Here is a 20,121-nt window from a genome sequence, read left to right on the forward strand (position 1 = left end):
GCCCACCGGCGTCCGGTGGGCCCCGCCGGCACCGGGGGTTCCGGGCCGGTCGGGTCAGCGGCGGCGGGTACGGGTGCGCTTCACCTTGAGCTCCTGCAGGCGCGGGACGTCGCCCTCACGGACCCGCCGCCAGGCCCGGCGGTAGAGCGCCGCGGCCGGTTCGGCGGGTGCCAGTACGCCCAGGAGCGGCCGGCCGGCGGGGGTGAGGTCGTACATCGGGAGCTTCCACTGCTCCACCGGCAGGGCCGGGGAGGCCAGGTCGGTCCAGGCGCCGGGCAGGAACAGCGAGCGTCCGGCGCGGCTGCGGTCGGCGGACACCACCAGGTCGGTGGCGGCCAGTTCGGCTCGGGCGGCCTTGAGCCGGGCCGGCTTCCAGCCCGTCCACCGGGCGGTGTTGCGGTCGGTCGGGTCGGGCATGGCGAGCAGGGCCAGGTACAGGGCGGCCGCGTCCGCGCCCAGTCCGTACGCGGCGCGGACCTCCTCCACCAGCTCGGGCACCGAGCGGCTCGGGTCCTGCGGCCACCAGGTGCCGGCCGGGTCGGTCTCGCCGGCCGCGGGCGCGCCGGGGTCGGCGAGGAGTGCCGCGAAGCGCGGGTCGTGGGCGGTCCGCAGGGCCGTCTCGGCCGCGGTGGGCTGCTGGTCCTCGCCGCGCAGTGCCGGCAGGTAGGGGTCGGAGCCGGTGGAGTCCAGCAGCGCCGTCCGTACCGCGGGCCTGGGCTGGTCGTCGTGGGTGGCCATGACGACCGCGCCGTAGCGCTCGTAGCCCTCGCCGGTCTCGGTCGGGGCGCCGGCGACCTTCCGGAAGTGCGGAAGGCTCGTGTAGTGCGCGATCTCCAGGAGCAGTTCGGGCGAGGCGAGGCGCTGCCGCACGGCGGTCAGTGCGGGCGGCAGGACCGCCCGCACCGGGTCGCCGGCGGGCAGCCGGTGGGCCAGCCACACGCTCATGGCCAGGGTCGCCATCAGGACCTGCGCGTCGAAGGGGTCGGTGGCGGCGACGGCGGGCTCCACGTGGTCGCCCTTGACGATCCACGGCACGTCGACGGAGAGCTCGCGCGCGGCGTCGGGGGCGAGCAGCGCCGCCAGCACGCGGTGGGCGGGCCGTCCGCCGCGGACGGCGCGTGCCGCCTCGGTGGCCAGCCAGTCGGGGACGGGGGTACGGCGGCCGACGTGCCGGTTCCACACCTCCGCGGCGGCGGCCGCGTCGGGGCCCTCGCTCCACAGGCGTACCGGATCGGCGGGCAGCAGGGCCGCGACCACGGCGCGCCGGACGTCCGCGCCGAGGGCCTTGAGCTCGTCGCGGGCACGGGCGGCGTCGGCGGCCTTGACGCCGAGGGCGGCGCGCACCTGCGCGGGCAGGAAGTTGCGGTCGTAGCTGTCGATGTGCGGGAGTCCCGCGATCACCAGGCGGGCGAGGGCGCCGGAGACCCCGGTGAGCCGGGAGAACTCCTCCGCTGCCTCCGGTCGGAAGGGCGCCGGGCCGTGCTCGGCGGCTGCGCCGAGGAAGGCGGTGAGCCAGCCGGGGTCCCGGTCGGGGTCGCCGAGGGGCGCCGTGCCGCGCACGGTGTAGGGGCCGGGGAGGGTGAAGCGGCCGGTGGGGTCGTGGAGGAGGGCGCCGAACTCGTGCCCGTCGGGCAGGGAGGTGCCGTACCCGGTCACCGCGAGGACGGCTCCGCCGCCGAGCGGCAGCAGGCTGCGGTGGTGGAGGTTGCGGTCGAGGCCGTCGGGGCCGCGCAGGTGGGCCTGGTCGAGGTGGGCCCGGACCTGGCGCCAGGCGCCGGCCGAGCCCTGTGCCGAGGCCATGCCGAGCGTGTCCACCTCGCCGAGGACGGTGAGGAGGGCGGCCCGCTGTACGTCGGTGGTCGTCGCGGCGACGGCCCGGTAGGCGGCGGCCGCGGGCCGGTCGAGCAGCGGCGTCCAGACGAAGTCGTAGTACGGCAGGCCGGGCGTGTCGAAGTGGAGCAGTCCGGGCACCACAGCGGCGTCGGTCCCGGCGCGCGCGGCGCCGAGGAGGGTCAAGGTGTGGTGAGTGCCGTCGGTGTCACCGGCGTAGTGGTGGTGGGTGTGCTCCAGCAGCCCGCTGAGGGCTTCGCCGAGCAGTCGGTCGGCGGGTCCGGGCTCGCGGTCCGCTGCGGGTGCGGTGTCCGCGGCGAGCCGGGCGGCGATGCCGTCCAGGGCCTTCTGCTGGGTCAGGGCGAAGCGCAGGACCTCGACGATGCCGCCGATCAGCTTCGGATCGGTGACCTGCGGCAGGGCGGCGCTCACCAGGTCCGGCAGGTCGTCGGCCCTGGCCGCGGCGGCGGCCGCCTTCAGGAGGGCTCCGACGGTCTCGCGGTCGGCCGTGCGGAGCGCGGCCGAGCCCTGCGGGTCGCGGGGACGCAGCGCGTACCAGTGGGAGAGCGGCGGGAGGTCGACGCTGCCCGTGCCGAAGGGGGTGTCGTGGCGGTCCTGGCGGGTCTTGGCGGTGACGACGCCTTCGGGGTCGGTGAGAGCCAGTTCGCGCCAGCTGTGCGAGAGGGCGCGCGGCCGGTCGTCGCCCGGGAAGGTGAGGGCGGCCACCGGCTTGTTGCCGTCTTCGGGGACGGTGACGGTACGTCCGGCCGTGTCGGTGCCGACCCAGCCGTTGCCGGGGAGGCGTACGGCGTGCCAGCCCAGGAGGCCGTCGGCGGGCGCGCCGAGCACGGAGCCCGCCACGGTGGGCGCGGGAAGCAGTCGGCTGGAGTGGCCGGACGAAGCGCTCCCGCCGTACGCCCTCGCGGTGTCGGCGAAGAACGCGGGCATGGAGGAGCGTCCACAGGCGCCGCTCGCCGGGTCGTACTCGAACCAGCCGCCGTCGTTGTCGTGGTCGCGCTGCCGCCACACCCAGTACGAGGTCCCGTCGGACAGGACCGGCCGCTCGTCGGGCAGCCGGGTGTCGCCGCGGTACAGGACTCCGCCACCGGTGGTGCGTCCGCCGCCGGGCAGCGGGAGGGAGATGTGGTCGCTGCGCAGGGACCAGTAGATCCGGTCGGCGTCCAGGGTGAAGACGGTGGCGGGCGAGGAGTGCCAGTAGCCCTCTATCCGGTGCGAGCTCCAGTCGGCCCAGAAGACGAGCAGCTCGCCGTCGACGTAATGGAACCCCGTGCGGCGGTGGGATCCAGCCGGGATGCGCAGGTCGTGCGTGAGGACGGTCGAGTCGGCGTCGATGACGCGGACCTGGGCCGCGTTGGCGACGATCAGGTACGGCCAGGCCTCCACGACGGTGAGGCCGTGGCGGTCCCTGCCGGGGGTCAGTTCGCTGACGGCGCTCTCCCAGGCAGGCCAGGCCAGTTCCTCGAAGAGGCCGCCGCGCAGGGTGCGTGCGAGGGTTTCTCCCAGGTCGGTGGCGGCCGCGGCGGCGACCTCTTCGCGGGCCAGCAGCAGGGCCTCGGCGGGCAGCCAGGTCAGCCGGTCGATGGCGTCGGGGACCGCGGGCAGGCCTGCGGCGACGGAGGCGCGGGCGACCTCGCCCGTCCACTCGGCCAGCAGCCGGCGGGCGCCCGGCGAGGCGGCCACGCGGCGGACGACGTCGGTGCAGCCGCTGCCCAGGCTGTTCAGCGCCCGGCGGAAGGCCGGCTGGAAGCGCGGGTCCGCCGCCACCGCGGCCAGGTCGCGGCGCTCGTCGCGGTCGGACCAGTCCGACAGGTTCAGCGCGTCGTGGCGGTGCCGGGTGGTGTGGTCCTCGGGTGCGGCAACCGGGACGTCGAGGGTGAGAAGCAGGTCGAGGAGGTCGGCGTCCTGGACGCCGATGCGCAGGCCGCCCTCCCGCTCGGGCCGGGCGAGTTCGGCGCGCAGCTGCGGGGCGCAGCGCTCGACGACGTCGAGGAGGGCCGGGTGCGAGGGGCGGCGGCCCCAGCCGGAGTGGCGGGCGGCGTGGAAGCGCTCCAGCCAGCCGGAGGTGCCGTCGGTGCAGCGCTCCTCGTCGGGCAGGGTGGCGTCGGCCAGGCCGGCGGTGGCCCCGGACTCCTCCAGGACGTCCAGCCACAGGTCGGTGAGGTCGACGTCGCCGCCGGGCGGCGTCAGTGCCAGAAGTGTGCCGCGTACGGCGGGGATGCGGCGGGCGAGTGCGACGAGGGCGCCGCGGTGGGCCTTCCACCAGCCCAGCGCGGCGCGCAGGGTGGCGGGCAGGGGCAGCAGTTCGGCGAGGTAGTCCTGTTCGGGCTCGGTTCCGGTCAGGCCGGCGTTGCGGGCCAGGCGGCGCAGCTCGACGGCGGCCTGGGCGGAGGGCGGCAGGCCGCCCGCGGTGCGGCGTACGCACAGGCGGCGGAAGCGCTCGTAGGCCTCGGCGGGACTGACCCGGCCCGCCAGGGCCTTGCCGTAGCCGGCGAGCACCTTCACCGGCAGGGCGCCGGCCAGCGCGAATTCGAGGAAGACGGAGTCGAGGCGGTCCTCGTCGACGGCCAGGCCGTAGCGGGCCTCGGCGGTACGGGCGCGGCCGAACAACTGGGCGGCGTAGGTGGTGTTCTCGACGCCGAGGAAGACGCGCGCGGCCTGCTCGTGGAAGAGGGGCAGGAAGTGCGGCACGGACGCGGCGAGGCGGTCGGCCAGTTCGGTGCACGCGTCGAGCGCGGCCTTGGGCTTGGTCTTGGCCTGGCGGGCGATCCGGTCGAGTTCGGGGACGACGGCGAGGGCGTGGTGTCCGTCCTCGGGGTGGTGCACGAGGATCCATTCGGGGAAGCCGAGTGCCTGGCGGCGGCTCAGGCCCACGACGGGCGGCTCGGCCTCGTCGCGTACCAGGCCCAGGAAGCCTGCGGCGAGGTCCTCGGCCGTGCCGAGTTCGGCGGCGGCGAGCCGGACGACGACGCGGCCCTCGTCGAGGCCCGGGTGCCGGTAGGTGCGAGCGGTCAGGTCGACGGCTCCGGCGCCCGCCCCGGTGGTGCCGTGGGGGAGGACCGCGCCGGCCTGCAGCAGCAGTTCGGTCTCGTTCGCCGCGGTGTCCTTCAGGTTCCTGCTCATGCGTCCCCGCCCTCCTCGATCTTGCGCCCGGCGTAGAGTGCCGCGGCCATGCGCATGCCCTCGGACCAGGCCACCGGTCCGACCTTGGTCAGCGGCAGCGCCCGGCCGTCCGCGTCGTGCCAACTCAGGGCGCCGGTGGTGGTCTCGTCGTCGTAGTAGGGCTCGCCGATCCAGACCGTCGCCTCCGTGCCGGTGCCGGCTCCGGCGTCGCGGACGCCGCAGGTGGCGTAGCCGCCGGAGACCCGGTAGCCGAGGGCGGTGGCGCGGGCGGCGAGGCTGAAGCGGGTGGGGAAGGCCCCGCCCGCGTAGTCGCGGACCTCCGTGGCCGTGGCGGCGACGTCGTGGGGCTTGCGCCAGGTGGCGCGGTGGATCTGCTCGACCTGCTGCACGATGCCCAGCTCGGCCGCGAACTCCCGTACGTCGTCGAGGTCGGGCAGCAGTACGGGGTGGGGCAGGGTCACGGTGCGCGGGGAGAGCCGGACGGTCTCGCCGTCCAGGTTGACCACCTTCAGCTCACCGGCCGCGGTGGCGTCCCGCAGGAAGCCCACCTCGCCGGGGTCGTCGCCGACGACCGCCAGGTCGCGCAGGGCCTTCTGCCAGGCCTCGTCGGGCCAGACCCGGGCGAGCAGTTCGGTCGGCACGGGCAGCGAGGAGACCATCCAGGCGTCGACCTGGGCGACGCAGGCCGCCTCGTGCCGGTCGAGCCATTCGGCGAGCCGGCGCAGCCGGTCGACCTCGGGATGGTCCTTCAGCGCCTTCGGCAGTGTCTTCAACTGCCGTCCCGCCGCCCGGCCGGTGACGGACCTCGCCGCCACCCGCCCCTCCACCAGGGCGATCTCGTACCCCTCGCCCGCCGCCAGCCATGCCATCAGACCGTGCCCCTCCGCCTGTCCGTACGTGTGCGCGCAGCCCTGGCAGGGGGGTGCGAACCCCCTGAGCTGCGGATGTCGGGAGACTAGCGAGGGCCACTGACATTGATGCCGTCGGAGGGGCACGCGGAGGTGGTTGTCCGGTTCTGGGTAGTCTTTCCCGGACAGTGGCGGAGCGGTATCGGCTCGTGGTGGGGTTATGGGACGTCAGATACATGTACCGGGTGCGCTGGTGGCGGCCCTTCTGCTGACGGCCGCGGCCGGCTGCTCGGATCCGGGCACGCCGGGCGGCGGGGACCCGAAGCCGCAGCCGTCCGCCTCGCGGGCCGCGCCGCCGGCGGGCGCGCCGGCCGCCGGGGACGTGCTGCCCGGCATGGTCACCACTGCGGTGGCCCGTGGCCAACTGGCCGAGCTGAAGGTGGCTCCGGTGGGCACGATGGCCGGCTACAGCCGGGCGAAGTTCACGCACTGGGCCGAGCAGGGCAACAAGTGCGACACGCGCGAGACGGTGCTCAAGCGGGACGGTACCGAGGTGACGCAGGACGGCGAGTGCCGGGCCGTGTCCGGCACCTGGACGAGCCTGTACGACGGGGTGGTCGTCAACGACGCGTCCAAGATGGACATCGACCACATCGTGCCGCTCGCCGAGGGCTGGCGCTCCGGCGCGTCCGGCTGGGACGCCGCCCGGCGCAAGGCCTTCGCCAACGACCTGATTCACCCTCAGCTGCTGGCGGTCAGCGCGTCCTCCAACCGGTCGAAGGGCGATCAGAGCCCCGACCTGTGGCAGCCGCCGGACCGCTCCAGCTGGTGCCAGTACGGACGGGCCTGGACCACCGTCAAATCCACCTACGGGCTGACCGTCACCGAACCGGAGAAGAAGATGCTCACCACGATGCTGGACACCTGCACCTCATGACGGGGGCGGAGCACTGGCAGGATGACGTGCTCGCCGGACCGGGCGGAGCCATGACCGACGAGGTCGGCGTCGTCACCGGCCCGCTCACCCTGCGCACCACGGCCGCCGCCGGGGGCACGGTCCGGTTCGACGTCCAGTACAAGGACGCCGACGAGTGGTACACACTCACCGGCAGCCCCCGACCCCACCACGGTGCCCCGGCCGCCCTGCACGCCGCGGCCCTGGCCGCGATCCGCGCGGGCGGCGCGGCCGAGGCGCCCGCCGCCGGCTCCGGAGGGGGCGGGGCCAGGCGGCTTCCGCCTACCGGAAGGTGACGTCCGAGCAGGAGTAGAACGCTTCCTCGCTCTGGAAGGAGCCGTCGGGCCGCTTCAGCCCGTGCCAGATCGTGTAGATCAGGTGCTTGCCCTTCTTCTCGGGGAGCACCGCCCGGAACGTGAACGCCTTCGCGCCGAGGAATCCCGAGGGGGCCGCTGTGGCCGCGGTGTTGTCGGCGCTGAGGAAGGGCGTGTCCTCCAGGTCGGACCACTTCAGCGGCTTCTTCGGGTCGTAGCCGTCCTTGGTGACGTACATCTCCATGCGGTACGGGTTGTGCAGCGCGCTGATGTCGTAGCGGAGGTCGTACTCGGCGCCGCCGGGCAGCGTCGTCGAGGGGAAGTCGTCCCGGGCCAGGTCGAGGCCGGAGAACTGTGCGTTGCCGGCGCTGCACAGCTTGCCGTCGGGTATGCGGGCGCGGTGCTGCGGCGAGGAGGTGGGGGTGCTGTGGTCGATGGCGCGGCCCTGGACGATCGACTTCCAGTCGCCGGGGATGCCGGGGCTCTGGGCGAGGGCGAGTCGGCAGGCCTCGCCGACCTTCGGGTTCTTGGTGCAGGCCACGCTGCGGCTGACCGGGTCGGCGGTGGATCCGTGCGCGGAGGCGGGCGCGGAGCCGAGGGCGGTCACGGCGAGGGGGAGGGCCACGAGCGCGGTGAGGCGCAGGAAGGCGGTCCGGCGGGCCGGGAGCCGTGCCTGGTCGGGAGTGCTGGTGGCGGGGCGGGCCGTGGTCATGAGGGGGACGCTCCTGGTCATGAGTCGGTCGTGCGCGTGGGTCGGTGGTCGGCGGCCGGTCAGCCGGCTGTCTTCACGGTCAGCTCGCGGGAGAACGCGCCCCATGTGCCGTCGCCGAGCCGCGCCCGGATCTTCACGGTGTACGTCGTGCCGGGATGGGCGCCGACGAGCACCTCGCGCGAACCCCTCGTCGTCGGTACGGGCAGCACCGGGTCGCCGGTGCCCCACATGAAGGTCTGGGCCGGCTTGCCGTTCAGGTAGACCTGGTAGGTGGTGATCTGGCCGACGCCCTGCGGGACGGACCAGGTGAGGTTCAGGTAGTGCTGGGTGACGGCGCCGTCCTGCTTCGTGGCGGTGGTGGCGGCGAGGTCGCCGGGGGCGGCGGTGCCGCCGTTGCCGTCGGGGGCCGCGGTGGTCGTCACCTGGGCTTCGCGGGTCGGGTCGGACTCCTTGCCGGAGGAGTCCACGGCGGTGACCTTGAAGCGGTAGGCGGTGCTCGCGGTCAGGCCGGAGACGGTGGCCGAGGTGGCCTTGGCGTCCGCCTCCTGGACCTTGGCACCGTTGCGGTAGATCCGGTAGCCGGTGACGGCGACATCGTCGGTCGCCGCGCGCCACCGCAGGGCGGCCTGGTACGGGCCGGAGGCCGCCGCCTCCAGGTCCGCGGGGATGACCGGCTTCGCCCTGTCCTGGCCGGGCGCCGCGTGCGTGGTGAGCACGATGTCCTTGCTGAAGCCGGTGGTGCGGCCGTCGGCGCGGACGGCGCGGACCGTGAAGGCGTAGCGGGTGGCGGGAGCCAGCCGCTCGATGTCGGTCATCGTGTCCTTGACGGTCTTGATCTGCTTGCCGTCCTGGAAGACCTCGTAGCGCACGATCTCGGCGCCACCGGCGGGCGGCTTCCACATCAGGTGGACGGCGGTGTCGTCCTTGACGAAGGAGCCGCCGTCCGCGGGGACGGCCGCGTTCGTGCCGGTGTCGCCGCCGCTGCCGCTGCCGCTGCCCGAAGGGCCGTTCACCTTGCATCCGGTGATCTTGGGTATGCCCTTGCCGGCGGGGTTGATACCGACCTTGACCACCCGGTTGCCGCTCCCGGCCAGGTCGGCGCGGTCGGCGACCGGCTTGACGGTGACGTGCCGGCCGGTCTGGCGGAGTTCGTACGCCCAGGGGTTGTCCAGGGTGACCTGCCCCTGCGACACGTCGAACTCGGTGGTCCAGTCGCGTACGGGCCGGTCCCCCTTGTTCGCCAGGGAGACCTCGCCGGTGGCCCACCACACGGTGGCCTGGTCAGCGACGCGGCAGGCGGCGTTGAGGCCGTTGTCCTCCTCTCCCGCGTTGGCGGCCACGGGGACGACGACGGAGCCGATCCCCACGACCACGGCCGCACAGGCCAGGGCAATTCGCTTTCGGGACATCAGAAACCTCTTGGTAGAGCCGATCCGCCGGTGCAGCGGCGGTATCGGAAGTGCCTCGGTCAACACCCGTGACCCTAAGCGCGGTTCGCGCCGCGACCGGGCCTCCGACGGGCTGCCGGGCAGCTGTTATACGTCCCTTAAGGTCCGGATAGGGCGCCCTTGACCCCCTGTTGGCGCCCTGCGACCCTGCGGCTTTTGACGATCACTCTCTGTGCCCGGTGCACTGTTGCGGGGCCCCGGATCAGGCCTCGTACTCGGTGAGGTCGATGCCGTGAATGTGGACGGGGTGGCCGTGGCGGGGGTCGGTGGTCTCGCGTTCCCGCACCATGTCGAGCTTGCGGATCACGTTCTCGGAGGCGGTGTCGCCGAGCCGGTTGACGGCGACGACGCGGTCCAGGCCGCGGTCCTGGAGGGCGAACTCCAGGGTGGCGTGGGCGGCTTCGGAGGCATAGCCCTGACCCCAGTACTGGCGGCCGAGCAGCCAGCTGATCTGCACGTCGGCCCGGGCGTCCGGCAGGCCCTCGATGACCGAGAGGCCGACGGCTCCGACGAGCTCGCCGGAGCCGAGGAGCTCGACGGCGAAGAGCCCGAAGCCCTCCTCGTCCCACTCCTCCTGCCAGCGCTCGATCGTCTCGGCCGTCTCGTCGAGACCGAGGGTGGATCCGTCGCCGACCCAGCGCATCACCTCCGGGTCGGCGTGGATCTCGGCAAGGGGGACGAGGTCGTCGTCGGTCCAGAGGCGGAGGAGGAGGCGGGGGGTACGGATCTCGGTCATGTGCCTCATCCTGCCGAAATTCCCCGGACCAGCGGTAATCGGCCTTCGAGGCCGGACCACGGGCCCGCGTCCGGCCGTACTCGTGCTCCCGCGGGCGGCGCCCTCGCGGCGGTACCGTGGGCGGCGGGCGGGATCGGCAGGGGCGGGGCGGCGGCTGCGGCAATCGATGTCGGGGCCTGGCGGTGACGCCCCGCGCGCACGGCACCCCGGCGGGTCGTCACCCCACAGGTGGATCGGGCACCTCTCTCGCCCCCTGGGGGGCTTCGGGCGGCGTCAGTCCGTGGGACTCGTTCCGGTCGGAACGGTGATGGCCCGGAGCTTCTCCCGCAGGTACGTGTGCGAGTCGACGGGGTCGTGCAGCACGCGGCCGATGGGGGCGGGGAGGGACTCCACCCGGGTGTGCGCGTCGCATTCGTAGAAGTAGACGAGCGAGATCAGCTCCTCGGCGGGGGCGTCGGCCGGTGGGGGCAGTACGCGGTGGCGGCCGGCGCGCCAGCGGTCGCCGGTCCAGCGGGCCATCAGGTCGCCGATGTTGACGGTGAGCGCGGCCGGGTCGTAAGGGGCGTCCTGCCAGCCGTCGGCGTCGGTGTGGATCTGGAGGCCGCCGGAGCCCGGCTGCCGGTCGAGGACGGTGACCGTGCCGAAGTCGGTGTGGGCGCCGATGCGGAACTGGCCCGGCAGGGGCGCGCCGACGGTCTCGGTCCCGGGGTACCAGTTGAGGTTGAACCCCCAGGTGGGGTGCCCCGTGTGGCGCGTGAAGCGGTCCTCGGCGAGCCCGAGGGCGGTGGCGAGGAGTTCGAGCAGCTCGTCGCAGAGAGCCCGCATCCCGGTCAGGTAGTCGGTCACCAACGGCCGCAGCTCCGGCGCCTCCTCCGGCCAGGTGTTGGGCCGGAACCACTCGACGTCCACGGCCGGGTCCCCGGTCGGTTCGTCGGCCGCGAAGGACCACGACTCCTTGAGGTCGGGCGGCGAGGCGGTGCCTTCGGCGTAGCTGTTGGCCTCCGCTCCCGGGCCCAGCCAGCCCCGGCCGCCGACCGTGACGGTGTACGGCTCCTTCAGGGCGGCCGGCAACCGGAAGAACGTCCGGGCGGCCTCCCGGATCCGTTCCGGCAGCGAGGGGTCCACCCCGTGGCCGGTGACCAGCAGGAACCCGGCCACCTGCAGGGCCTCGTCGACGCGGGCAGCAGTCCGGGCCCGCGCCTGCGGCCCGCCGGACCGCCACCGCCCGAGGTCGATCACGGGTACCTGGGATCCGGCCATGGGAGACCTGCCTTCCGACGCCGCGCGGTGGTGTCCGGTACCGAGGCTATCGCCGCTCAGGACCGGAGGGGCTCGACACGGAACGACACGGAACGTGGTTCTCGGCCACTTTGTGTGCGCTTCGACGGCCGCGGGCCGCGATGATCGTCACGATAAGGACCAGAATGGTACGACGGGTGCCTCAGGGACGGAGCATGCGGTGGAGATTTCGACACGGGAGGTCTTCGGGGCACCGTGCTGGGTGAGCCTGATGACGCGGGACCTCGAGACCGCACAGCGCTTCTACGGCGCGGTGGCCGGGTGGCGGTTCCGGCCGGCCCGCCTCGGTGACGCGTTCTCGGTGGCGTTCCTGAACCGGGTCCCGGTGGCGGGCATCGGGGCGCTGGCCGCGGATCTGGGGGTCGCGGCGGCATGGACCCCGTACTTCGCGGTGGACGACGCCGACGTCGCGGTGGACCGCATCCGGGAACGGACCGGCACCATCGCGGTCGGCCCGGTGTCCTTCGAGTCCGGCGGCCGCGCGGCGCTCGTCGCCGATCCGGACGGCGCGGTCTTCGGGATCTGGGAAGGCGATGTGGCCGCGGACTGGCGGGCCGGCAAGGGTCCACTGCCGGCCTGGCTGGAACTGCGCACCAGGAATGCCCTCGACGCCGCGATGTTCTACGGCGCGGTACTGGAATGGGCCACCGACCGGCCGGGCTGCTGCACGGTCTCCTACGAGGAGGACCAGGTCGTCCTGCGGCAGAACGGCGAGCCGGTCGCCCGCCTCAACAGCGGTCCGGTCGAGCTCGCCGCCTACTCCCCGTACACCCGGCCGCGGTGGCACGTGCACTTCCGCGTGCCCAGGCTCCGGCCGGCGATCGAGGCGGCCGTCGTGCTCGGCGGCCGCATGGTCTCGGACATCACCTCGAACGCCACGGAGCGGTGGGTGACCCTCCGCGACCCGGACGGGGCGCTCTTCACACTCACCACCGGCCTCGGGGCGGATTCGGACGAGGACCTCGCCCGGCCCGGCCTGTACTGACGGGACGGGCCGGTACCCGACCGCACGGGCCCGTACCCGATCGCACGGGCCCGTACCGGCCGCAGGCGCGGCGGCGCCGGATGTCCGAAGGCGGCCGGGGCCCGGTAGGGGGCGAAAGGCGGCTCGCGCGACGGACGCGCACCCGCCGGGCGTACGTCCCCCTCGGACCTGCGCGGTGGCCGCTCCGGCGCGCGTCCGGGCGAGGGCGCGCCGTTGGCGGGTGTGGGGCCGCGACGGGGTCCGTTCGGCTCACCACCGCGTGTTCAACCGCGGCCCGGGGTCCGGCGTCCATGGGCAGGTCGGGCGCGGCGGATCACCGTCGGTGACGCTTCGAGATGCGGGCGTACCGCAGTGCTGGTTCGCTGATTCCGCCCGCTCTCCCCCACGGACACAAGGAGCGATCATGAGCGTTTCAGGCGAGTCCCGCGGCCGGTCCCAGCAGATGCGCACGAAGGCCAAGGAGCTGAACGAGGCCGCCGAGCGGTCCACCGACCCGGAGGAGCGCCGCCGGCTGAAGGAGAAGGCCCGCCGCCTCCAGGAGCAGAGCGAGCAGGAGAGCCGGATGGACGACCGGGGCATGGACCCCATGTAGTCCGAGCCTCACTGGTCCGGAGTTTCAGTAGTCCCGAGTCCCACCCCGCGGGACCGCGCATCGGCCGGTGTCCGCCGCGATCCCCCGTCGCCGCGGCACCGGCCGCCGTGCAGCCGGTGCCGCGGGCCCGGCCCGGCGGGAACGACCGGTCCCACCGCCGTCCGGCGGGGCGCACCCGCCCCGCCGGGTGGACGCCCGTCATGGCGGACCGGCGCCCCGCCACTCGGCGAAAGGCCGGGCGTCCTGTCCGGCAGCGATCTATGGTGGCGGTCCGATGCCGGAACACGGGAGGGCGACGGATGGCCGTCGACGGTTTCACACTGCTCGCTGACGCACACGACTACCTGCTCGCCGCCGTCCGCGGTGTTCCCACCGCGGCATGGGGGGATCCGACGCCGTGCACCGGGTGGACGGTGCGTCAGGTGCTCAACCACGCACGCCTGGACCAGCAAGCTCTGGTCATGCAGATCACGGGCGTCGCGCCCGCGACCGACCCCTTCGAGCCCCCCGACACGACCAGCGGTGACCCGGTCGCGGAACTGGCGGCCGTGCTGAAGGAGACGCTGGCGGCGTGGGAGTCAAGGAGGGGCGACGAAAGCGTTCCCACCCCGATGGGACCGATGCCGGCCGATGCCGGCACGGCCGCCGCGGCACTCGACGCCGGCATCCACGCCTGGGACATCGCCCGGGCCACCGGGCAGGACCTGCCGCTGACCGAGGAGATGGCCGAGGCCCTGGAGGACATCGCGGCGAGGATCGTCGACTTCGTCCGGGACTCCTTCGGCAAGTACGCACCGCCGCTGACCGTTCCGGAGGGGGCGAGTCGCGCGGAGAAGCTCCTTGCGTTCACCGGGCGGGACGCCCACTGGTCGCCGCGCTGACCCCTCGGCGCATGCACGCGCACCCTCCGGGACGGGCCGCCGCGCCCGGCACCCGGTGAGCCGGGCACGAGGCCGTGCGCGGCCGGGGACGGCCCGGCGCGCCTAGAGCCTGACCTGCCATTCCACCGTGGAGCGCAGGGCGCGGATGGTCTTCGGGTCGCGGACCGACGGCGTGCGGTCCTCGGCCGTCACCGACAGGCGGTGGGTCCGCAGGTCGAAGAGCCACAGTTCCGCCACCGACACCTCGGTGCGCCCCGCGAACCTCGCCAGCTCCCTGCCGTCCAGGTACCAGCGGACCACGAGCTGCCGGCCGTCCGCTCCGGAGAGCCTCGGGACAGTCACTCTGGCCGTGTTGCGCAGCCTCAGGGTTCGGTCCGTCGGCGTGACCGCCGTGGCGATCCGCGCGTGCCGGTGGAAGCCGGCGATCATCGCCTCGACTCCGGGCAGGTTGAAGGGCTTGCCCAGGGTCCGCATGAGGGAGCTGTCCGTGGGCCGGTACAGCCCCGTCGCGTAGTAGTTGCCGCCCTCGTACGCCCCGACCTCGCCCCCGTCGGGGGACTCCTCGCCGAGCCAGCGGTACCACTTGGCGCGCCGGGAGGCCATCCGGTCGGCGGTCAGGCCCGAGCTGTTGGACTCGGCGGGTTCGGGGCCGGTGTACTTCTCGTAGTCCGGCACGCCAGGGTAGAAGTACTCGTCGGCGAGCTTGCCCAGCGAGTGGCCGGTCTCGTGGATGGCGACCTGGCCGGACTTCGGATGGCCGGCCGAGGCGGTGGATATCCCCTCGTAGCCGAGGGTGGCGCTGGGCTCGTTGTAGCCCGCTCCGCCGTACTTCGCGCTGTTCGCCAGCACGATGACCAGGTCGGCCTCCGGCGCCTTCGCCACGTACGCGTCGACCCTGGGCTGATCGATGCAGAGCAGCCGTTCGATGCCCTCGCACCAGAAGTACGAGCCGAGGGCGGTGTCGCGGACGGTCTCCGGGTCGGGGTCGCCGGAGACGCCCGACTCGCGGGAGACCGCGTCGACGGTCCAGACGTTGAAGAGGCTTCGGTAGGTGGTGTACGGCTGGACTGCGGCCACCTCGGCCCATTTCTGCTCGGCGTCCGCGTGGAACTGCGGCAGTTCGGCCGCGGTGTAGCCGTCCCCGATGACGACGACGTCGAGGCGGTCCGCGGTGGAGCCGTTGTCGATGATCTTGGTGAGCTCGCCGTCGGCCGACCGCTCGGCCTCCGTGAGCCGTCCCGCGCTCTTCGCCGGGCTGTCGGCAGCGGGCACCAGGGCATGCCCGGATCCGGCGTCACCGCCCTGTTCGGGCCCGGGGATCTCGACCTCCACCCGGAGCCCGGCCGGGTCGGCCGCCGCGTCCGCCGGGCCCGCGGCCGCGAGCGCGGCGCTCACGCAGAGGATCGCGAGCAGCGTCCGCAGCGTCGGGCGCCCGACCGGGCGGCGGGCCGCCCGTCCGATGGCCCCGCCAGTGACCGGATCCATGAAGTCCTCCCCCGGGACAGGAAGTTAAGCAGATGGATAAGCGTGTTGAATCGGCTGCTTAAACTAGGCGGGGCGCGGGAGGTGCGCAATGGCGTACTCCGGCTGAATACTGGGGACTTCGAGCAACCAGGGGGTACTTCATGGACGAACCGGGCGAGATCGGCCGTCGGGTCCAGCGCATGCGCCTCGAACGTGGTCTGACCCAGAAGCAGTTGGCACACCCGTCGTACACCTCGGCCTACGTCTCCACGCTGGAGTCGGGCAAGGTCCGCCCCTCCGAGACCGCGCTGCGCTTTCTTGCCGGCCGCCTGGGCACGTCGTACGAGGAGCTGGCCACCGGCCGCCCCGCCCACCTGGCCACCGAACTGCGTCTCGCCCTCACCGACGCGCAGCGCACGCTCACCACCGGCGCGGCCGACGAGGCCGCCGTACGCTACCGCCGCCTGCTCACCGAGGCGGCGGAGCTCGGGCTGGTCCCCGAACAGGCACAGGCACGGCTCGGGCTCGGCGAGTGCGCCCTGGAGTCCGGTGAACTCCAGTCTGCCATCGAGCACTTCGAGGAGGCCGAGCGCCTCCTGGCCGACGAGCCGCTGACGCACCGCGTCCGCCCGCTGCGCGGCCGGGCCGTGGCGCACCTGCTCGCCGGCGAGCTCCGCTACGCCTGTTACCTGCTGGAGTCCGCCATCGACGAGCTGGGCGCGAGCGGGCTGGCCGATCCCGACGCGCTGGTCCTGCTGCACGCCGCGGTCATCGGTCCCTACATGGACATGGGCGCCCACGCGCGGGCGGCCCGCTCGGCCGAGCTCGCACTCGCCCTGGCCCCCCGGGCCAGCGATCCGGCGCTGGTGGCGGGCATGCACCGGCAGGTGGCCCGGACCTTCCTCGCCGAAGGGCGGGTGGCCGAAGCGGACGCCTCGCTGGCGCAGGCACAGGCGATCTACGGCAGGCTGCAGCTGAGCACGGACCTGGCGCACTGCCACTGGATGCGCGGCTACGTCCTGGCGCAGAACGGGGAACTCGGCCCGGCCGAGCGGGAGCTGCGCACGGCCCGGGACATGCTGTCGGCCCGGCGCGCCGGCCTCTACACGGCCCAGGTGGAGGTGGAGCTGGCGGACGTACTGCGCCGCCTGGGCCGGACCGAGGAGGCCGTCCGGCTCCTCGCGGCGCTGCTGGAGCTGGGCAACAGCCACGGGGCCGTGCACGCCGGCGGCGCGCACCGGCTCCTCGGCCTGATGGCCGAGGAGCGTGGTGAGACGGAATCCGCTGAGGAGCACTACGTACAGGCGCTGGCGCTGCTGGAGCGCAGCGGGGCCACGGGCGACCTCGCCGACCTGTGCCGGCTGCTGGGCGACCTGCTGCGGCGCACGGGCCGGGTCGAGGCGGCCCTGGACGCCTACCGCACGGGCCTGGGGCACCGGGCGGCGCCGGGCACCACCACCCTGGGCCCAGCGCCCGCGGCCGCGTTCCGGCCCGGTCGGATCAGTGGTTCTCGGTGGGCCGCAGATCGCGGGGAATGAGCGTCCAGGTCGTGGCAGCCGCGGCGACAGCGAGACCGCCCGCCATCAGGAACGCCGGGGTGATGGCGAGGGTGTAGGCGTGCGAGGCGGTCTCGAGCAGGGCCTGTCCGACGACGCCCCCCAGCCGTTCGGCGATGTGCGCCGCCTCACCGACGGAGTCCCGTGCGGCGGCCGCGGTCGGGCCGTCCAGTGCGAGGTCGGGCAGGTTGCCGCGGTAGAGCGCGGCCGCGGTGGAACCGAGGACGGCGACCCCCATCGCGGAGCCGAGCTCGTAGCACGTCTCCTCGATGGCGGCGGCGCTGGAGACCTCGGCGGCCGGGGCGGCGGAGACCAGCGTCACCGAGGCCACGGTCGTGGCGAGGCCGGCGCCCAGTCCCATGACGGTCAGAGCGGCCGCGAAGGCCGGGTAGCCGAGGTCGGTGAACTGCTGCAGGGTCCACGGCAGGGCCATGCCCGCGGCCAGGACGACGAGTCCGGCACCGAGCACGTGGCGGATCGCGAAGCGCTGCATCAGCGCGGGCGCGACCATGGAGGCGGCGATCAGGGCGAGCGGAGCCGGCAGTAGGCGCAGACCGGCCTCCAACGGGGCGTAGCCCTCGCCGTACTGGAACCATTGGGTGACCAGGAACAGGATCGCGCCCATGCCCACCATGGGCAGGAAGATCGCGGTGGCGGCCACGCTGAAGGCGGGCTCGGTGAAGAGCCGCACCTGGAGCAGGGGGTTGTCGATCCTGGTCTGGCGGCGGACGAAGACGGTCAGCGCGACGGCCGCGACGAGCAGCAGGGCCCAGGGCAGGGGGTCGGCGACCCCGCCCTTGCCGAGCTGCTTGATGCCGCCGGCCAGGGCGAGCATGCCGACGACGGACTGCCCGACACCCCACCAGTCCCACGCGCCGGTGCTGCGCGGGGAACGCGATTCGGGCAGGTAGCGCAGGCCGGCCGCGACGATGACGGAGGCGACGGGCAGGTTGAGGAGGAAGGCCGAGTGCCAGCCGTGCTCCTGGACCAGGAGGCCGCCGACGACCGGTCCGAAGGCCATGCCGCCACCGAACACGGCGGCCCAGACGGCGAGGGCGAAGGCGCGTTCCCGGGCGTCGGTGAAGACGGTGCGCAGGATCGAGACGGTGGCGGGCATGATGGCCGCGCCGCCGATGCCGAGCAGGGCTCGGGCCGCGATCAGGTGCCACGCCTCGGTGGCGCACACGGCCATGAGCGAGGCTGCCGAGAAGATACCGAAGCCGGCCATGAGCAGCCGCTTGCGGCCCCAGCGGTCACCGAGGGCACCCGCGGTGACGAGCAGGCCGGACAGGGCGAGCGCGTAGACGTCGATGATCCACAGCTGCTGCACGGCGCTGGGCCGGAGGTCGCCGACGAGCGAGGGGAAAGCCACGTTGAGGATCGTGGTGTCCATGGAGATGAGCAGGAGACTGCCCGAGAGTATCGCCAGGACGATCCACCTGCGGGGGTCCGGCGTGGGGGTGTGCATGGGCTTCCGTTCGGGGTCTGTACGGGGTGACGGGCGGGTCGGGGTGCAGGGCCGGCGGGGAAGGCGGCGCGAGGGGCTGCGTCCGCCGAGGAAGGGGGTCAGATCCGGACGGCCGCACTGCCGGGTGGCGAGGTGCCCGTCCCGTGCACGCTCGGGAACTGCGTCGCGAGGTCCTGGCAGGGCGTACCGGATCCAGTGCGGCGGGCGGGTGGCCCGCAGCCGTCCCGGCCGCCCGCCGGGGCCGGGGAAGGCGAGGGCCCTCCGGGGCCGGCGGTCCGCTCCGCCCAGGAGCCGGGGCGGGCGCGCACGGTGACGTCGCGTGAGTCGACCACCTCGACCGGCCGGCCTGCGGCGGTCGCCGGCCGGGCTTCGCGGGGCGCGCGGCGACGGCCGGGCGCGGCGCGGCGGGTGCCGGCTCCGGCGGCGATCCGCACCATCGAGGAGCTGTGGTCGCCGGCGAGGACGCGTGCCGCGCCGTTCAGCGGTTCTTCTTCGTGCGCCATATCGAGCCTCCTTCGCCTCGAACGATACAAGAATGTCTCATTCGAGCCAAAGGCGACCCATAACTGGTGGACCGAAGGGGCCTCCGCCGGCGATTCCTCTCCCACCGCCCTCCTCGACCGGTCCGCGTCGCCGCCACCAGCGCCGGGCCGGGCGCGGAACGGCAGGCAGGGATAGGGGGACAGGCGGGGCGGGACAGGCAGGGCGGGACAGGGGGCGCCGCCGGGACGGCGGCACACACGTGCCGTCGCGCCGGTTCACCGAGGAGTCGTCCCGCGGGCGGCCCAACAGGGCCCACGACGACACCTCGGCAGCACGTCACGAAGCGGTCGTCCCGCGGGCGGCCGAACGGGACGAACCCTGATCACATGGGCCGTTCCCTGCGCTCGCCGTCGGTGCGGGCGCGGGCTCCCGATCGGGTGCGCGCGGCGGTCTGGGCTCGCTGCGGATGGCGGCGCACGTACTCGTGCTCCAGTTCGTTCATCCGCTTCGTGTGCGTGACCAGGGCGTCGTCGGACCCGTACAAGAGGGTCTCGTGGCGCGTGCGGTGGATGGCCTCCAGCTCCTTGAGCAGCCGGCCCTCCTCCAACGTGCGTGCCGACGGACCGCCGTCGTGCTCCGTCATGGCAGGTGCACCTCCTCCTCGGGCCCCCGCCCCACCATCATCCTCCGCGCCGCGCCGCGCGTCCCGTCAGCGGCCGCCGCTCCGGCCCGACCCCCGGCGCGAGCGGTAGACACTGTCTACTCCCGCTGGTAGACAAGAGTCCATGAACCAGGAGAGACATCTGCGGGAACGACTGATCGACGCCGGCGCCGAGCTCGTTGCGAGCGAGGGCACCTCAGCCCTCGGACTGCGGGAGATCGCCCGACGGGCGGGGGTCTCGCACGGGGCGCCGCGGCGGTACTTCCCCAGCCACCACTCCCTGCTGTCGGCGATCGCCCGGCGCGGCTTCGCCGATCTCGGCGAGCAGGTCGGCGCGCTGGAGGCCGCGGCGGGGCAGGCACCGCCGCGAGAACGGGTGCGGGCGATCGGGCGCACTTACGTCGGCTACGCACGGGAGAACCCCGGAATGTTCGAGCTGATGTTCCGCCACGACCTGCTCGACAGTACGGGCCGGGACCCGTCGGACGAGCCGCGGCTGCGGGAGTCGACCCTGCCGCTGTTCACCCTTCTCGTCACGCTCGTCGCGCGATGCGGGGCGGCCGAGCCGTCCCTCACCGCCGCCGCGCTGTGGGCCAACCTGCACGGCGTGGCACAGCTGTGGCGCTGGGGCAGCCTGCCCCTGGCCCTGGGCGAGGACCCGGCCGTGGGTGCGGACCGGCTGGTCGACGCGGCCGTCGACGCGCACCTCGGGGGTACTCCCGCGTGAGGCAGCGGACCACCCTGCTGG

Annotated in this window: 17 protein-coding genes; 7 read left to right on the top strand and 10 right to left on the bottom strand. The window is 73.9% G+C overall.

Features of this window, described 5'->3' with window-relative positions; translation table 11 throughout:
- Positions 1-54: 54 nt before the first annotated feature.
- Both ACFW2G_RS25070 and ACFW2G_RS25075 read right to left on the bottom strand, forming a co-directional pair.
- Positions 55-4,971: a DNA-binding protein gene (locus ACFW2G_RS25070; protein ID WP_384583939.1), complete on the bottom strand. Its 4,917-nt coding sequence runs from the start codon at positions 4,969-4,971 to the stop codon at positions 55-57.
- Positions 4,968-5,840 (bottom strand): DUF4132 domain-containing protein, encoded by an 873-nt coding sequence (locus tag ACFW2G_RS25075; RefSeq protein ID WP_384583942.1) that lies wholly within the window; start codon positions 5,838-5,840, stop codon positions 4,968-4,970. The genes ACFW2G_RS25070 and ACFW2G_RS25075 overlap by 4 nt, the downstream gene beginning before the upstream one ends.
- A gap of 199 nt (positions 5,841-6,039) precedes the next feature.
- Between ACFW2G_RS25075 and ACFW2G_RS25080 the strand changes: the two genes are divergently transcribed.
- Positions 6,040-6,756 (top strand): HNH endonuclease family protein, encoded by a 717-nt coding sequence (locus ACFW2G_RS25080; protein ID WP_384583945.1) that lies wholly within the window; start codon positions 6,040-6,042, stop codon positions 6,754-6,756.
- Positions 6,753-7,070, top strand: coding sequence for a hypothetical protein (locus ACFW2G_RS25085; protein ID WP_052030156.1), 318 nt, complete (start codon positions 6,753-6,755; stop codon positions 7,068-7,070). Before ACFW2G_RS25080 ends, ACFW2G_RS25085 begins: the two co-directional genes overlap by 4 nt.
- Here the strand turns inward: ACFW2G_RS25085 and ACFW2G_RS25090 are convergent.
- The 4 genes from ACFW2G_RS25090 to ACFW2G_RS25105 all read right to left on the bottom strand — a co-directional run bounded on the left by ACFW2G_RS25090 (position 7,057) and on the right by ACFW2G_RS25105 (position 11,244).
- On the bottom strand, positions 7,057-7,800 hold the full coding sequence (locus ACFW2G_RS25090) for a lytic polysaccharide monooxygenase (RefSeq protein WP_384456153.1): 744 nt from the start codon (positions 7,798-7,800) through the stop codon (positions 7,057-7,059). The two genes, ACFW2G_RS25085 and ACFW2G_RS25090, sit on opposite strands and share 14 nt — an antisense overlap.
- A 59-nt stretch (positions 7,801-7,859) precedes the next feature.
- The gene (locus tag ACFW2G_RS25095; RefSeq protein WP_384583948.1) at positions 7,860-9,209 is read right to left on the bottom strand and encodes a fibronectin type III domain-containing protein; all 1,350 of its coding nucleotides are present in this window, start codon (positions 9,207-9,209) and stop codon (positions 7,860-7,862) included.
- 241 nt (positions 9,210-9,450) lie between these two features.
- Entirely contained in the window at positions 9,451-9,984 is a 534-nt protein-coding gene (locus ACFW2G_RS25100; RefSeq protein ID WP_037917325.1) for a GNAT family N-acetyltransferase, read from the bottom strand.
- 273 nt (positions 9,985-10,257) lie between these two features.
- Positions 10,258-11,244, bottom strand: a complete 987-nt coding sequence (locus tag ACFW2G_RS25105; RefSeq protein WP_384583951.1) for an isopenicillin N synthase family dioxygenase — start codon at positions 11,242-11,244, stop codon at positions 10,258-10,260.
- 250 nt (positions 11,245-11,494) lie between these two features.
- Here ACFW2G_RS25105 and ACFW2G_RS25110 point away from each other — a divergent pair, with 250 nt between their 5' ends.
- The 3 genes from ACFW2G_RS25110 to ACFW2G_RS25120 all read left to right on the top strand — a co-directional run bounded on the left by ACFW2G_RS25110 (position 11,495) and on the right by ACFW2G_RS25120 (position 13,741).
- A complete protein-coding gene (locus tag ACFW2G_RS25110; RefSeq protein WP_037918455.1) occupies positions 11,495-12,268 on the top strand; it encodes a VOC family protein in 774 nt (257 codons plus the stop codon).
- A gap of 403 nt (positions 12,269-12,671) precedes the next feature.
- A complete protein-coding gene (locus tag ACFW2G_RS25115) occupies positions 12,672-12,860 on the top strand; it encodes a DUF6381 family protein (RefSeq protein WP_030657858.1) in 189 nt (62 codons plus the stop codon).
- Positions 12,861-13,159: 299 nt separating this feature from the next.
- Positions 13,160-13,741, top strand: coding sequence for a TIGR03086 family metal-binding protein (locus tag ACFW2G_RS25120; protein ID WP_384453218.1), 582 nt, complete (start codon positions 13,160-13,162; stop codon positions 13,739-13,741).
- 102 nt (positions 13,742-13,843) lie between these two features.
- Here ACFW2G_RS25120 and ACFW2G_RS25125 read toward each other — a convergent pair whose 3' ends face one another.
- Complete coding sequence (locus ACFW2G_RS25125; RefSeq protein WP_384583954.1) at positions 13,844-15,226, bottom strand: M64 family metallopeptidase; 1,383 nt, start codon at positions 15,224-15,226, stop codon at positions 13,844-13,846.
- A gap of 140 nt (positions 15,227-15,366) precedes the next feature.
- Here ACFW2G_RS25125 and ACFW2G_RS25130 point away from each other — a divergent pair, with 140 nt between their 5' ends.
- Positions 15,367-16,743 (top strand): tetratricopeptide repeat protein, encoded by a 1,377-nt coding sequence (locus tag ACFW2G_RS25130; RefSeq protein ID WP_384583957.1) that lies wholly within the window; start codon positions 15,367-15,369, stop codon positions 16,741-16,743.
- Here ACFW2G_RS25130 and ACFW2G_RS25135 read toward each other — a convergent pair.
- The 3 genes from ACFW2G_RS25135 to ACFW2G_RS25145 form a co-directional block, all read right to left on the bottom strand.
- Positions 16,706-18,229 carry an MFS transporter gene (locus tag ACFW2G_RS25135; protein WP_384453227.1) on the bottom strand — a complete coding sequence of 508 codons (1,524 nt, stop codon included), beginning with the start codon at positions 18,227-18,229 and terminating at the stop codon, positions 16,706-16,708. The two genes, ACFW2G_RS25130 and ACFW2G_RS25135, sit on opposite strands and share 38 nt — an antisense overlap.
- A gap of 98 nt (positions 18,230-18,327) precedes the next feature.
- Complete coding sequence (locus tag ACFW2G_RS25140; protein ID WP_384583960.1) at positions 18,328-18,732, bottom strand: hypothetical protein; 405 nt, start codon at positions 18,730-18,732, stop codon at positions 18,328-18,330.
- A gap of 362 nt (positions 18,733-19,094) precedes the next feature.
- Complete coding sequence (locus ACFW2G_RS25145; RefSeq protein WP_037917315.1) at positions 19,095-19,355, bottom strand: DUF6158 family protein; 261 nt, start codon at positions 19,353-19,355, stop codon at positions 19,095-19,097.
- Between the two features lie 142 nt (positions 19,356-19,497).
- Between ACFW2G_RS25145 and ACFW2G_RS25150 the strand changes: the two genes are divergently transcribed.
- Positions 19,498-20,100: a TetR/AcrR family transcriptional regulator gene (locus tag ACFW2G_RS25150; RefSeq protein ID WP_384583963.1), complete on the top strand. Its 603-nt coding sequence runs from the start codon at positions 19,498-19,500 to the stop codon at positions 20,098-20,100.
- Positions 20,101-20,121: the final 21 nt, after the last annotated feature.

This window comes from Streptomyces sp. NPDC058880, from assembly GCF_042742535.1.
Lineage (GTDB): Bacteria > Actinomycetota > Actinomycetes > Streptomycetales > Streptomycetaceae > Streptomyces.